Origin of the sequence: Pseudohoeflea suaedae, assembly GCF_004354915.1 — a bacterium.
Taxonomy (GTDB): Bacteria; Pseudomonadota; Alphaproteobacteria; order Rhizobiales; family Rhizobiaceae; genus Pseudohoeflea; species Pseudohoeflea suaedae.
The window spans coordinates 138,991-152,638 of record NZ_SMSI01000002.1 but is presented as its reverse complement, the minus strand read 5'-3'; the positions used below and the strand labels follow the sequence as shown (position 1 = coordinate 152,638).

Genomic DNA, 13,648 nt, shown 5'->3' with positions numbered 1-13,648 from the left:
TCCATGGCGTCAAACGGCGAATGCGCCGCATGCCGTCCCATTCCCGTCATCCATGACAAAGCGTTGTGGAAAGACGGCCCTACTCGAGCCCGAGCCGCCGGGCGGTCGCGTGAAACAGAACTCTTTCCGCCTCGGTGACAGATCCGTCCGCGCGCGCCATCTGCGCCAGATGGGCCATCACTTCGCGTTTGCGGTCTTCCGAAAGGTCCGCAAGCATTTCAGCGGCCTGCGCCGAACTTGTCTCGTAGCCGAAATCGTCGATGAACCGCAGAACCTCGCCGGCCTCGTCGGCGTCGAGATCGAGCTCGCGGCCCAGGATCGAGGTGAAGGCGACGGCTTCGGGCGGGTTGACCGAACCGTCGGCAAAACTCATGCGCACCAGCAGAAGAAGCTCGGCCATCAACTCGGGATTGTCGGCAACCTTCTCGACTGCCGATTTCTCCGAAATCAGCGCGCCGAGTTTCGATACCATTCCGCCGAAACCGCCTGGCTTGCTCATGCCGCCTATGCCTCCTCCGCTTCCATTCCCAACAATCTGGCGGTCATGAAAACCAGCCTGACCGCCTGCTCCTGATTATCGTCACAGGCGTTCGCGATCTCCCGCATCAGGCCGACCAGTCGATAGCGCGCCGAGACGTCGAGCTGTTTGAGAAGAACATATAGCTGCTTTTCCGCCGCCTGCCCTTTCGCCGATTCAAGAACATCGTGCAATTGCGACAGATCCGCGGATCTGATGCCGAATTCCCTCAGGCATATGCCCTCGAACACTTCGAGCTCGCGCGCCCCGATAATGCCATCCACAAGAACGACACGGAAAAGAAGCAGGATCTGCGCAAGCCCCGCAGGATCGCCGGACAGCCGACGAACGGCCCGCGAGGCCACGGCCTTGCGCAAAATGACTTCCGGAAATGTCCCCCCGAGCATCAAGACTCGCCCCCGGTCTTCTGGTTGTGATTCTCTATGTGCGAATCGTAAGATTGTTGGGCGGATTGTCCAGCCCGGCGGGATGTGCCAGAAGCATTTGGCCCGCATTCCGCGGAAATTTTCGTATTTTATCCGGCTTCCGCGCATGCAAGATCTTTCGACCTATTTTCTGCTGGCTCTCGTTGCGGCGGCATTCTTCGCAGGCTTCGTCGATTCGATCGCCGGCGGCGGCGGGCTCATCACGATCCCGGTCCTGCTCATCGCCGGCTTTCCGCCCGTGGCCGCGCTCGGTACCAACAAGCTGCAGGGGCTCTTCGGTTCGGCATCCGCCACGATTGCATATGCCCGTGGCGGGCATGTGGACCTGAAGACCCAGGGTGGTGCAGCTCTGCTCTCGGCGCTCGGAGCCGCGGTCGGCGCACTGGCGGCAACCTATGTGCCGGGCGAAATCTTCGGAATTCTTCTCCCCTTCCTGTTGATCGCGATCGCCCTCTACTTCGCGCTCAAGCCGAACATGGACGATATCGACCGTATCCGCCGGCTCTCGCCGTTTCTGTTCACTGCCACCATAGTGCCGGTGATCGGCTTCTATGACGGTCTGTTCGGCCCCGGCACAGGCTCGTTCTTCATGCTCGGTTTCGTGGCGCTCGCCGGCTACGGCATGCTCAAGGCCACCGCTCACACGAAGCTGCTGAACTTCGCATCCAATGTCGGCGCTTTCGCCGTCTTCGCCTTCGTCGGCGTCATCGCCTGGAAGATCGGCCTGATGATGGGAGCGGCGCAATTCATCGGCGCCCAGATCGGCTCGCGGGTGGCGATGAAGAACGGCGCCCGCATCATCAAGCCTCTGCTGGTGGTCACCTGCGCCGCACTCGCGGTCAAGCTGATGGCCGACCCGACCCACCCGGTCCGCATGTGGCTTGGATTTTGAGACGCGCGCGTGACCGCAATCCGCTTCTGACAGGCTGCCGCCCGCCCTTCGGGCGCCCTCGCCCGTCACGCCAGAGAGATGCGAGAGCCCCGTCCAGCCGAAGGCCGGACGGGACGTCCCGAATTCACCCGGAACGCGTCTCGCCTACTGTCCGATGGCGGACACCACGGCTTTCCCTATCTGCCTCAGGGCGTCGTTGCGCGTCTTGAACGGCGCATCGACGTCGGAGACGAAGATGGTGACAATCCAGGACGTACCGTCCTGCGGAACGACAAGCGCCACCAGATTGCGGGTATGGCTCCCGGCGCCCGACTTGTCGAAGACCTGCCAGCCTGCCGGAACATAATCGCGCAACAGGTCACCCGTTACCCCGCCATCGCTCATCCAGCCCCTCAACACGTCGCGGGACTCCGGGCTCAAGGCATCGCCGATCAGCAAGGCATGCAGCGTCTGGGTGGCCGCCGCCGGGGATGTCGTGTTTTCGGGATCACCCGGGACGAAGGCATTGAGTTCGGGCTCCCGTGCGTCCAGCCGGCTGACCGAATCGCCGATACTTTCGAAAAACCGCGTTACCTCGTCAGGACGGCCGAGATAGTCGATAAGAAGATTCGCTGCGGTATTGTCGCTCATGTCGATTGCCGCGCGGCACAACTCCGCCAGGCTCATCGTGCCGCCCACGCGCCTTTCGGTGATCGGGGCGTGAGGCACGAGGTCTGACTGAGCCACCGGAAGCGTGTCCGTCAGCGAAAGCTCTCCCTTGTCGACGCGCGCCAGAACCGCGCCGCAGAGCGGCACCTTGAAGGTGCTGTTCATGAGAAAACGTTCGTTCTTCCGATGAAACCAGGTGATGCCGGAGTCGGTGTTGACGACCGAAAGGCCGACCCTGGCACCGAGTTGCTGCTCGACTTTCGCGACGGTTCTTTCGAGATCGGAAAACCGCGTGTCGGCGTGCGCCGCGGTGGTGAAGAGGGACAAGCCGATAGCGAGCCCTGCCGCAACGCGCGACAGGGAGCGGGTTGGAAAATGCATGGATATGACTTTCTTGTTGGCGCGCCGAAGCGCGTGCGTTCCATCAGATGATCTAATGCATTTTGTATATTTCACCGCAAAACCAGGCTAAAGACGACAAAAAGTCGAGTTTGCCATTAGCTCAGGTACTGCCATGGATCGTCCCGATATCCCCCTCAATGCGCTGCGCACCTTCGAGGTCGCCATGCGGCAAGGCAGCTTCACGAAGGCGGCGATCGAGCTGCGCGTCACCCAGGCAGCCGTCAGTCACCAGATTGCACGGCTTGAGGATGTGCTCGGCACGACGCTGTTCCAGCGGACCTCGCAGGGGCTGGTTGCGACAGACGAGGGACGGATGCTCTTCCCGGTTCTCGAATACGGCTTCGACGCGATCGCGCGCGTGCTCGACCGCCTGGACGGTCGCCGGGATGTGGAAGTTCTCAAGATCGGCGTGAACACGACCTTCGCCGTTGGCTGGCTGATGCCGCGACTGGAGGGGTTTCGCGCATCGCATCCCGAAGTCGACGTGCGCATTTCCACCAACAACAACAGGGTCGAAATCCTGCGCGAAGGGCTCGACATGGCGATCCGGTTCGGGACCGGAGGCTGGACGGGGCACGAGGCGATCGGCCTGTTCGATGCGCCCCTGTCGCCTCTCTGTTCGCCCGAACTTGCGGCCGGATTGCGGGATCCGGGCGACCTCGGTCAACTCACGCTGCTGCGCAGTTACCGGAGTGCCGAGTGGCCGGGCTGGTTCGCGGTCGCAGGCGCGCCGTGCCCACCAGCCCTGGGCCCCGTTTTCGACAGTTCGATTGCACTTGCCGAAATGGCCGCGGCGGGAACCGGCGCCGCTCTCCTGCCGGTGCGGATGTTCGAACGGCACATTTCGGAGCGCCGCCTCGTTCAGCCTTTCGGCTTCACGGTTTCCGCCGGACGCTACTATCTCGCCTGGCCGTCCGATCGTCCGGTCACGCCTGCGATGGCAAGCTTCTCGCAATGGCTCTCGGCGCATGCAGGGGAAGTCGAAGCGGACCGGGAGAGCATTGAGGACCGCCCGGATCACCTGACCTGATCCGGCAAGCATTCCGCCGAACCACTTGATGAGACTCCATTTATCGCCAGGACGATCGACGGCTTGCCGGGTGGTTCGGTCCAGGCAGACGGCGCCTTAGTACTCCACGCCGATCTGCGCTTTGATGCCGGAGCGGAAGGGGTGCTTGATCATCTCCATCTCCGTCACCAGATCGGCGAACTCGATCAGCTCGTCTGCGGCGTTGCGGCCGGTGAGCACCACATGGGTCATCTCCGGCTTCTCCGCCTCCAGGAAGGTCACCACGTCAGCGACGCTTACGTACTCATAGCGCAAAGCGATGTTGATCTCGTCGAGCAGCACCATCGTATTGCTCTCGTCGCGGATGAGCTCCTTGGCCTTCTCCCAGGCACTTTGCGCCATGGCGATATCCCGTGCCTTGTCCTGCGTCTCCCAGGTAAAGCCCTCGCCCAGCGTGTGGAATTCGCAGATATCGGAGAAACGTTCCTCGATCAGGTTGCGTTCGCCCGTCGCCATGCCGCCCTTGATGAACTGCACGACCGCGCATTTCCGGCCATGCGCGATGTGGCGGAAGATCATGCCGAAGGCCGCCGTCGACTTGCCCTTGCCCTTGCCGGTATGGACGATGACGAGACCTTTCTCGTCCGTCTTGGTCGACATGATCTTCTCGCGTGCGGCCTTCTTCTTGGCCATCTTTTCCGCGTGGCGGGCTAAATCGTCGGTCTTGGTCATGAGCTTTTCCTGACTTGCAATTCTCGTCGGCAGCACCGATATTCTTACCAGTTCCGATCGATCGGAGAAAGTAAGATGAGTGATACGGCCACCCTTTCTTCCAAATTCCAGATTTCCGTACCTAAAACCGTACGTGAAAAGGAAGACTGGCGCCCGGGACAGAAATTCGCCTTCGTACCCCGCGACGGCGGCTTCCTTCTGGTTCCGGTTCCCAGCATGACCGAGTTGAAAGGCCTCGCCAAGGGGGCGAACCGGGACGCGGTGCGCGACCGCGACGATCGCTTCTGATGCGGGTGATCGATTCTTCGGTCTGGGTCGAAATCCTCGCCGACGGGCCGGTTGCCGACCGGCTGCTGGCCGAAGTTCCGGACGATCCGACCGAAATAATCGTGCCGTCGATCGTCGTTCTCGAAGTGGTGAAATGGATCGAACGTGAGGCGGACACCACCGTTCGGCACCGCTTCCTCGCCTTCGTCAGCCAGTGCGTCGACGCGCCACTCGACACGGACCGGGCGCTCGCCGCCGCCCGCGCCCATCGCACCCATGGACTGGCAACGGCTGATGCTGTCGTCTACGCGACAGCGATGGAATTCGGCGCCGAACTCGTAACATGCGACGGCCATTTCCAGTCCCTCGACCAGGTTATCCATATCCCGAACAAGTAGGCTCACGCACCTGCCATCTCTTCGAGCTGGAACCGCGCGGAGTTCGACTTCGGCGTCCAGAGATTGCGGTCCATCGCTTCGAGAAAGCGTTCGGCCATCTCCCTGAGTGCGTCCGGGTTTTTGTGCTCGAGGAATTCGCGCACCGGGTCGGCGGTGAGATAGGCCTGGTAGAGCGCCTCGAAATGATGGTCGCGCACCGCGCCCGTGGTCGCCGCGAACGCGAAGAGATAATCGACCGTCGCCGCCATCTCGAAGGCGCCCTTGTAGCCGTGGCGCATGACGCCGGAGATCCATTTCGGGTTGGCGGCGCGACCGCGCACCACGCGCGCGATTTCTTCCTCGAGCGAACGGATCACCGGACGCTCGGGACGGGAATGGTCGTTGTGGTAGATCGCCGGACGGTCGCCCTTGAGGGCCTCGACAGCCGCCGTCATGCCGCCCTCGAACTGATAGTAGTCGTCTGAATCGAGAAGATCGTGCTCGCGGTTGTCCTGGTTCTGGATCACGGCCTCTACCTTGGACAGCCGCTTTTCGAACAGCCCGCGTGCGGCCTTCCCCTCGTCCTGGGCGCCATAGGCATAGCCGCCCCAGACGAGGAAGGCCTCGGCCAGATCGCCGCGCTCGGACCAGCCCTTCTCGTCGATAAGCGCCTGCAGGCCGGCCCCATAGGCGCCGGGTTTCGAACCGAAGACCCGGAAGGACGCCTGCCGTGCGGCCAGTTCCTCGTCCATCCCGGAGGCGACCAGCTCCGCGGTCTCTCGTTTCGCGCGGGCAGCCAGCGGATTGTCCGCCTCGTCTTCGTCCAGTTCCGCCACCGCGCGGGCGGCGCGGTCAAACAGCGCGATCTGATCGGGGAAGGCGTCGCGGAAGAAGCCGGAAATGCGCAGTGTGACGTCCACCCGTGGCCGGTTCATCCTGGCCAGCGGCACGATTTCGTAGCCGGTCACCCGGCGCGAGGCCATGTCCCAGAGCGGCTTGGCGCCGATCAGCGCCAGCGCCTGGGCGATATCGTCGCCGCCGGTGCGCATGTTCGACGTGCCCCAGGCGGTAAGCGCCAGCGACGTCGGCCATTCGCCGTGGTCCTGCGCAAAGCGAGCGACGAGCAGCTCAGCCGATTTCCTGCCGAGTTCATAGGCTGCCGGCGTGGGGACGGCGCGGCTGTCGACGGAATAGAAATTCTTGCCGGTCGGCAGCACGTCGGGCCGCCCGCGCGTCGGCGCGCCGGACGGTCCGGGCGACACGAAACGACCGGCAAGACCTGCCATCAGGCCTTCGATCTCGCCTTGTCCACAGGCCGCCACGGAAGTTATCAACCGGCTGTGGACATCCCGCATGACCGCGCGCGTCCGCTCCCAGCCCTCGGGCGCTTCGATGTCACCGGAAACGAGCGCTGCCGCGAACAGTTCGATGCGCTCGACCGTGTCGCCGAGACTGCGCCACGGCGCGGTGGACAGGCTGTGGAAAACCTGTGGGCGGGGACCGTCCCAGGACGCAGCGAAATCGCAATCGAGCGGGTCGAACCCTTCGACATCGAAACCGTCCCGCGCGATCGCGCGATGCAGGCTTTCCTCGCCCGGCTCGCTGCCGCGCGGCAGCCGCGCGAGCGCGACGGTGAGATCGGTCAGCAATCGCCCCTCCGGCGCGAGGCCGAAGACATGGAGCCCGTCGCGGATCTGCATTTCCTTGAGATCGCAGAGATAGGCGTCGAGCTTTTCGAGCGCCAGGTCGTCGGCATCCGCCTTGTCGATCCCCGCGTCCGTATCGAGACCGATGTCGCGGACAAGATCGAGGATCTGCCGCTTGAGCAGTTTCAGCCGCCGCGGATCGTGGCCGGACGCCTCGTAATATTCGTCGACCAGCGCCTCGAGATCGGCCAGGGCCCCGTAGGTTTCGGCACGGGTCAGCGGCGGCGTCAGGTGATCGATGATCACCGCAGATGTGCGGCGCTTGGCCTGCGTCCCCTCGCCCGGATCGTTGACGATGAACGGATAGAGATGCGGCAGCGGCCCGAGCAGCGCTTCCGGGTAACAGCGCTCCGACAACGCCAGGGCCTTGCCGGGCAGCCATTCGAGATTGCCGTGCTTGCCCATATGGACAACGGCGTGAACGCCGAAGGCCTGGCGCAGCCAGGCATAAAACGCGAAATAGCCGTGCGGCGGCACGAGATCGGGATCGTGATAGGTGGATTTCGGATCGATATTGTAGCCGCGCGCCGGCTGGATGCCGACCACCGCCTTGCCGAGCCGCAGCACGGAAAGCCGGAAGGCGCCATCGACGAAGAACGGATCGGCCTCCGGTGCGCCCCAGCGCTCCGTGACTTCGCCCCGAACGGTCTCCGGAAGCGCGTCGAAGAACCCTCGATAATCTGCCAGCGACAGGATCTCGCCGCCGGAGCGTTCCCTGCCGATGGCATTGGTGGGTCCCGTGCGCAGCCTTTTAATCAACGCATCGCCATCGGCCGGGACGTCGCGCACATCGAAACCCGCATCCGCCATGGCCTTGAGCACTTCGATCGTGCCGGCAGGCGTGTCGAGCCCGACGCCGTTGGCGATACGCCCGTCGCGGTTCGGATAGTTGGCGAGAATGATCGCGACCTTGCGCTCCCCCGCCTCCGTCCGCCTGAGCTTCGCCCAATTGGCCGCCAGCCGCGCGACGAATGCCATCCGGCCAGTATCAGGCGCGTGGGCGACGATGTTCGTCTCGACCGTCTCGTCGTAGCGGGCCGCCGCCTTGAAGCTGACGGCGCGGGTCAGCACCCGTCCATCGACCTCGGGAAGCGCGACGTTCATCGCCAGATCGCGCGAATTCAGCCCCTGCGAGGAGCCTTCCCAGACCGGCCGTGCGATCGTCGAGAATATGGCCTGCAGCACGGGTGCGCCGGTCGATTCCAGCACCGTGCCCCTGGCCTCGCCACCGGGTGAGGAGACCGCAAATCCGGTCGCGTTGATCACCACGTCCGGCTGCACCTCGCCGAAGACCGAGCGGACGACATCTTGGGACACCTCGTCCTTGAGGCTGGAGACGAAGACCGGCAGCGCGTTGAGCCCGGCATCGTCCAGCGCCTCGATCATCGCATCGACGGGTGCTGTCTGTCCGCTCTGCACCAGCGCACGGTAGAAGGTGACGGCAGCGGTGGGCCGGTCCGGCTTGAAGTGCTTTTCCCTCAGCCACGACACCGACGGCGCGGATGTGCCCGGCCAGTACAGCCCGGCGCGGATCAATGGCACCGCCGGTGGCGGCAATTCTTCGCCTGCCACCAGGGCTTCGCAGGCGTCTATGAAGCTCGCGAAATTGCGTGCGCCGCCTTCCGCAAGATAGGAGAAAAGCTGCGCGCGCTCCGCCTCGCCCAGCGTCGAGAAACCGGCGAGTTCGGGGTCCGGCCGGTCGTCGCCGGGCAGCACCGCTATCTTGCCCCCAGAAGCAACCGCCGCCGCGTGGAAGGCTTCCAGCGCATAGGCGAAATAGCTCGCGCCACCCAGCGCCCTCACGACGACCAGCTTCGCTTTCGCAACGCTCTTGGCCGCATAGGTGTCGATGGACAGCGGATGCTTGAGCTGCATCAGGTTGGCGAGACGCCAGCGGCTGGCCGTGCCACTGGCGCAAGCGCCCGCCAGCGCTGAAAGCTCGGTGTCCGCCGCGCTCAGGAACAGCACGTCGCCGGCCGACTGGCCGAGGTCGATCGCCTCGCCATCGTCCGAAAGGCTGCCCTTTTGCGCGGTCAGAAGGTGCATGGCCTAGCCGAGCAATCCGGCGATCTCGGCGCGGATCGCCTGCTGGTCGAAATCGTGCAGCCCGATAACGACGAGACGGGTGCCGCGCGCCTCGCCGGCCTTCCAGGGACGATCGAAATAATTGTCGACGCGCGCACCGACCGCCTGGATGACGAGCCGCATGGGCTTGCCCGGAATATCCGCAAAACCCTTCAGACGCAGGATATCGTGACGGGCGATGACAGACTTCAGCCCCTCGATGAAGTCGGTGGCGTTATCGAGCGAACCGAGCTCGACGACAAAACTGTCGAATTCGTCGTGATCGTGATGGTGGTCGTGATCGGCGCCCTCGTGCTCGAGTTCGTGGTGCGATTTGCGGTTGGCGATGTCATCCTCGGTGCCGACGCCGAGGCCCAGCAGGACTTCCGGAGCCACCTCGCCGTTCTTCGCCTCGATCATCGCCGGCTGGCGCTTGAGATGCGCGCCGATATCGGTGCGGATGGCCCTGAGCGCTTCCGCATCGACCAGATCGGCCTTGTTGAGAATGATGAGGTCGGAGGCAGTCAGCTGATCCTCGAAGAGTTCCTCGAGCGGGCTTTCGTGGTCGAGCGATTCATCCTCGCTGCGCTGGGCTTCCAGCTTGTCGTGATCGTCGGCGAAACGGCCGGCCGCAACGGCCGCGCTGTCAACGACAGTGACCACGCCGTCGACGGTCACGCGGGTCTTGATGCCCGGCCAGTTGAAGGCGTTGACCAGCGGCTGCGGCAGCGCCAGGCCGGATGTCTCGATGACGATGTGATCGGGCAGTTCATCGCGTTCGAGCAGCTTTTCCATCGTCGGAATGAAATCGTCGGCAACGGTGCAGCAGATGCAGCCATTGGTCAGTTCGACGATGTCCTCGTCCCTGCAGGCTTCCGCACCGCAGCCGCGCAACACGTCGCCGTCGACGCCGAGATCGCCGAACTCGTTGATGATCAGCGCTATGCGCTTGCCGCCGGCGTTCGATAGCATGTGGCGGATCAGCGTGGTCTTGCCTGCGCCGAGAAAGCCGGTGATGACGGTGGCGGGAATTTTGGCATGCGCCATGGTTTCAACCCTTCATTTTGAGCGGCAGTCCGGCCGCTACGAAATAGACGTCCGCGGCGATGGCCGCGATGTTCTGGTGAAGACGGCCGGCATGATCGCGGAAGGCCCGCGCCATGGCATTGTCTGGCACGATGCCGAGGCCGACTTCGTTGGAGACGAAGACCACCGGCCCCGCAAGCGAACCGATACAGTCGCAGAGCCTGGCGATTTCCGCGTCGATATTCCTGTCTGCGACCATGAGGTTGGTTACCCATAGCGTCAGGCAGTCGACGAGGATCGGCCGGTCGGCGCGCGCCTTTGCCTGCAGGATGCCAGCAAGATCGATCGGTTCCTCCACCGTCTCCCAGCCCGCGCCGCGCCGGTTACGGTGATGGGAGATCCGCTCGCTCATTTCACCGTCATGGGATTGCGCGGTCGCCAGATAGAGCCGCTTCCTGGAAGCATCGCTCACCAGCTTCTCGGCAAAGGCGGATTTTCCCGAACGCGCACCGCCGAGCACGAGGGTCGACGGCGCCAGTGTCGTGGACGTGACTGCGCTCATGCGGACGAACGCCCGCTTGCGGGAGAAAAGGAGACAGCCACGACAACCTCCGTGAATGGCCGGGGAGACGAGGCTCCCGATATTTCGAGTTCCGGAATGACTTGTCCGGATGCCGAAAGGCAGGTCTCCTGGCTCGCGGATGCCGGCGATCTCTCGCCTGCGGCAACTGTCGGCCTTCCCGGCGCGTCGTGCGGCATGAAAACGGGACGATTCGTAGATGTGGAGGCGTCCGCGCCTTGGTTCATCATGCTGCCACGCCAGTGACTTTCTCCGGAATAACGTCCAGTCCCGCGCTTCGGCACCATTGCCTCGATGCGAAACCGGTCGCCAGCCCGGTGACAGTCGCCTCTCCGCTCTACAGTCGCGGGGTCGGCTGCGATTGGGACAGGCAAGGCCTCTCCGTCGCATTCCCTTTTGATCCGGTCTGACTTTCGCCGTTCCGGAACCATTCGGCATACAGAGTGATAAGGACGGGGCGAAATCCTGTCAATTGCTCCCCGCCCGCCCGGCGATCTCGTAGAGCGCGTCGAAATCGAGATAGCGGCCGAGTTCTCCGGCTATGCGGTCGAGCGCTGCATCGACTTCGGCGCGGTAATCGACCACGCTGCCGGTCACCCCGAATTCCGACAGGAGCCGCGCCCGATAGGCATCGGAGACGAAGACGCCGTGGAGATAGGTGCCCATCACCTTGCCGTCGGGCGAAATCGCACCATCCGGCCGCCCGTCGACGAGCGCGAAGGGAAGCGCACAGTCCGCTCCGCTCGTCACTCCCAGATGAATCTCGTAACCGCTGAGCGGTTCGCCCCCCTCGACCGAGACCGCATTGGTGTTCCGCACCGTCTTCTCGGGCGAGAGTTCCGTCTCGATGTCGAGAAGGCCCAGGCCTTTCGCCTCACGCACCGGCCCCTCGATCCCGTCGGGGTCGCGCACGACCCTCCCCAGCATCTGGTAGCCGCCGCAAACCCCGATCACCCGCCCACCGCGCCGCAAATGAGCGGTCAGGTCCGCATCCCAGCCCTGCATCCGAAAATCGGCGAGATCGGCGATCGTGGATTTCGACCCCGGCAGGATGACCAGTGCCGCGTCTGCCGGAAGCCTCTCCCCCGGCCTGACGAAGACGAGTTCGACCGAGGGCTCCGCGCCGAGCGCGTCGAAATCATCGAAATTGGCAATCCGCGACAGGACCGGTACGGCAATCTTCAGCGCGCCGCTTTTCCCCCACGCCAGGCGTTCCAGCGCAACCGAATCCTCGGCAGGCAGGCGCCCCGCATCCCTGAGCCAGGGCACGATGCCGAAACAAGGCCAGCCGGTGAAGTCGCCGATCGCGGTCACCCCGTCGTCGAAGAGGCTGACGTCGCCACGAAACTTGTTGATCAGATACCCCGCCACCATGTCGCGATCCGACGGATCGAGAATGGCGTGGGTACCGACGAGAGAGGCGATCACGCCCCCACGGTCGATGTCGCCGACCAGCGCGACCGGAACATCGGCCGCGCGCGCAAAACCCATATTGGCAATGTCGCCCGCGCGCAGGTTGATCTCGGCGGGCGACCCCGCACCTTCGACCAGAACCAGATCGGCGTTGCGGCTGACTTCGGCGAAACTCTCGAGGACAGCGCCCAGCAACTCGGCCTTGCGTTTCTGGTAATCGCGGCCGGCCGCCTGCCCGCGCACCTTGCCCTGAACGACAATCTGGCTTCCCGTCTCCGTCTGCGGCTTGAGAAGCACCGGGTTCATATGCACCGAGGAGGGCGTGCGACAGGCGAGCGCCTGCAGCCATTGCGCCCGCCCGATCTCGCCGCCGTCTTCTGCAACGGCGGCATTGTTGGACATGTTCTGCGGCTTGAACGGACGCACGGTGAGGCCGCGATTGGCCGCGAGACGGCACAGACCGGCGACGAGCATGGTTTTGCCCACGTCCGACCCCGTTCCCTGAAACATCAGTGCCCGCGCCATTTCGACCCCGAATTCCCTGCCACGTCCCGAGAAGTTCCCGGCCACCTCCAGGTGACTTCCACCATGCTCTACATCACACGTTCTCAACCATTTTTTCAGCGCTGTGGCGAGGCGTGATCGCAATTTTTTGGCCATGCCTGAAATGCGACATGGCGCGCCGCTTTTATCGGCTCTCGTCCGACATGTACGAGCGTATAGCGGCGCTTCGCGAAGGTTCAAAATCGGATCGCGGTTACCCCTCTGATTATACGGAATACGACGATGCTGTTTATCTTTGACCAAAACAACGGACTTCAGATCGCCTGGCACGGCCAGGGTCCCAAGAATTCCGACAAGCGCAGCGTTCTCAAGAAGGGTTTCGCCCGCCTCGTCCGCACCCGTTCGGCCGGCTGACTTCAGCTCAAGCCGCTCTGAAACGAAGGCCGTCGCGATAATCGCGGCGGCCTTTTTCTATTGGAAAAGAAGAGATTCGCGCAAGAATCGCAGAAGGCGGATCATCGGGCACGGCACTCCGGCCCCAGCCCCGGCCCGGCCCGGAAAAGCGAAAGCCGCCCGATCCTTGCGGATCGCGCGGCCTGACAAAAAGTACGCTTGCCCCTTCCGAAATACACGCGGAAGGAGACAGGGCTTCCGGTACGCAAAACCTGATCCGGACCCTACGGTGGGTGTCCCCCGCCGCGAGAGACATATAACCTCAAGATTGTTACCGGAGGGTTATTGAAACTCTAAGCATTGGTGAACAAGCCCGTTTTTCTGGTTAACGCCTGTGATGTCGGGATTGCGCAACTGTCCCATCCGCGACATCTGCAAGTTTTGGTCATATACGGTTGATTTCTCTCGCCAACGTCCTAGTTTGGGCGTTGACCTGACGGTCGCCTCGGGTGGACGGTCGAATTTCAGCTGCGCGGATGCGCAAGCGAATGTCGTATATGCGGCATTGTCTTAGTGAAATTCGGGCTTCATTATCCCTGTGGCGACATGCCTCCAAATATCCGACTCCGGACAATGCAGTAACCGGAGATCGATACGGGTAACATCACTGCT

Annotated in this window: 13 protein-coding genes and 1 riboswitch; of the genes, 5 read left to right on the top strand and 8 right to left on the bottom strand. The window is 63.3% G+C overall.

What is annotated here, in order from left to right; translation table 11 throughout:
- Positions 1-79: 79 nt before the first annotated feature.
- Entirely contained in the window at positions 80-499 is a 420-nt protein-coding gene (locus tag E2A64_RS10760) for a TerB family tellurite resistance protein (RefSeq protein ID WP_133284500.1), read from the bottom strand.
- 5 nt (positions 500-504) lie between these two features.
- Positions 505-894, bottom strand: coding sequence for a TerB family tellurite resistance protein (locus E2A64_RS10755; protein ID WP_158285741.1), 390 nt, complete (start codon positions 892-894; stop codon positions 505-507).
- A 175-nt stretch (positions 895-1,069) separates the two neighbouring features.
- On the opposite strand from E2A64_RS10755, the gene E2A64_RS10750 reads away from it, so the two are divergent.
- Positions 1,070-1,855, top strand: coding sequence for a TSUP family transporter (locus tag E2A64_RS10750; RefSeq protein ID WP_133284498.1), 786 nt, complete (start codon positions 1,070-1,072; stop codon positions 1,853-1,855).
- A 144-nt stretch (positions 1,856-1,999) separates the two neighbouring features.
- On the opposite strand, the gene bla is transcribed toward E2A64_RS10750, so the two are convergent.
- Positions 2,000-2,884 carry a class A beta-lactamase gene (bla, locus tag E2A64_RS10745; protein ID WP_133284497.1) on the bottom strand — a complete coding sequence of 295 codons (885 nt, stop codon included), beginning with the start codon at positions 2,882-2,884 and terminating at the stop codon, positions 2,000-2,002.
- A 133-nt stretch (positions 2,885-3,017) separates the two neighbouring features.
- Between bla and E2A64_RS10740 the strand changes: the two genes are divergently transcribed.
- Positions 3,018-3,935: a LysR family transcriptional regulator gene (locus E2A64_RS10740; RefSeq protein ID WP_133284496.1), complete on the top strand. Its 918-nt coding sequence runs from the start codon at positions 3,018-3,020 to the stop codon at positions 3,933-3,935.
- Positions 3,936-4,031: 96 nt separating this feature from the next.
- Here the strand turns inward: E2A64_RS10740 and cobO are convergent, their stop codons facing one another.
- The gene (gene cobO / locus E2A64_RS10735; RefSeq protein ID WP_133284495.1) at positions 4,032-4,646 is read right to left on the bottom strand and encodes a cob(I)yrinic acid a,c-diamide adenosyltransferase; all 615 of its coding nucleotides are present in this window, start codon (positions 4,644-4,646) and stop codon (positions 4,032-4,034) included.
- A gap of 75 nt (positions 4,647-4,721) precedes the next feature.
- On the opposite strand from cobO, the gene E2A64_RS10730 reads away from it, so the two are divergent.
- Both E2A64_RS10730 and E2A64_RS10725 read left to right on the top strand, forming a co-directional pair.
- On the top strand, positions 4,722-4,934 hold the full coding sequence (locus E2A64_RS10730) for an AbrB/MazE/SpoVT family DNA-binding domain-containing protein (RefSeq protein WP_133284494.1): 213 nt from the start codon (positions 4,722-4,724) through the stop codon (positions 4,932-4,934).
- Positions 4,934-5,311 carry a type II toxin-antitoxin system VapC family toxin gene (locus E2A64_RS10725; RefSeq protein WP_133284493.1) on the top strand — a complete coding sequence of 126 codons (378 nt, stop codon included), beginning with the start codon at positions 4,934-4,936 and terminating at the stop codon, positions 5,309-5,311. The genes E2A64_RS10730 and E2A64_RS10725 overlap by 1 nt, the downstream gene beginning before the upstream one ends.
- 2 nt (positions 5,312-5,313) lie before the next feature.
- Here the strand turns inward: E2A64_RS10725 and cobN are convergent, their stop codons facing one another.
- The 4 genes from cobN to E2A64_RS10705 all read right to left on the bottom strand — a co-directional run bounded on the left by cobN (position 5,314) and on the right by E2A64_RS10705 (position 12,604).
- Positions 5,314-9,042: a cobaltochelatase subunit CobN gene (gene cobN / locus E2A64_RS10720; RefSeq protein WP_133284492.1), complete on the bottom strand. Its 3,729-nt coding sequence runs from the start codon at positions 9,040-9,042 to the stop codon at positions 5,314-5,316.
- 3 nt (positions 9,043-9,045) lie between these two features.
- Complete coding sequence (gene cobW, locus E2A64_RS10715; protein ID WP_133284491.1) at positions 9,046-10,107, bottom strand: cobalamin biosynthesis protein CobW; 1,062 nt, start codon at positions 10,105-10,107, stop codon at positions 9,046-9,048.
- Between the two features lie 4 nt (positions 10,108-10,111).
- A complete protein-coding gene (gene cobU / locus E2A64_RS10710) occupies positions 10,112-10,648 on the bottom strand; it encodes a bifunctional adenosylcobinamide kinase/adenosylcobinamide-phosphate guanylyltransferase (protein ID WP_133284490.1) in 537 nt (178 codons plus the stop codon).
- Between the two features lie 101 nt (positions 10,649-10,749).
- Positions 10,750-11,113, bottom strand: a riboswitch (cobalamin riboswitch).
- Positions 11,114-11,134: 21 nt separating this feature from the next.
- Positions 11,135-12,604, bottom strand: coding sequence for a cobyric acid synthase (locus E2A64_RS10705; protein WP_133284489.1), 1,470 nt, complete (start codon positions 12,602-12,604; stop codon positions 11,135-11,137).
- Positions 12,605-12,865: 261 nt separating this feature from the next.
- Here E2A64_RS10705 and E2A64_RS18125 point away from each other — a divergent pair, with 261 nt between their 5' ends.
- Complete coding sequence (locus tag E2A64_RS18125) at positions 12,866-12,997, top strand: hypothetical protein (RefSeq protein ID WP_280177540.1); 132 nt, start codon at positions 12,866-12,868, stop codon at positions 12,995-12,997.
- The last annotated feature ends 651 nt before the right edge of the window (positions 12,998-13,648 follow it).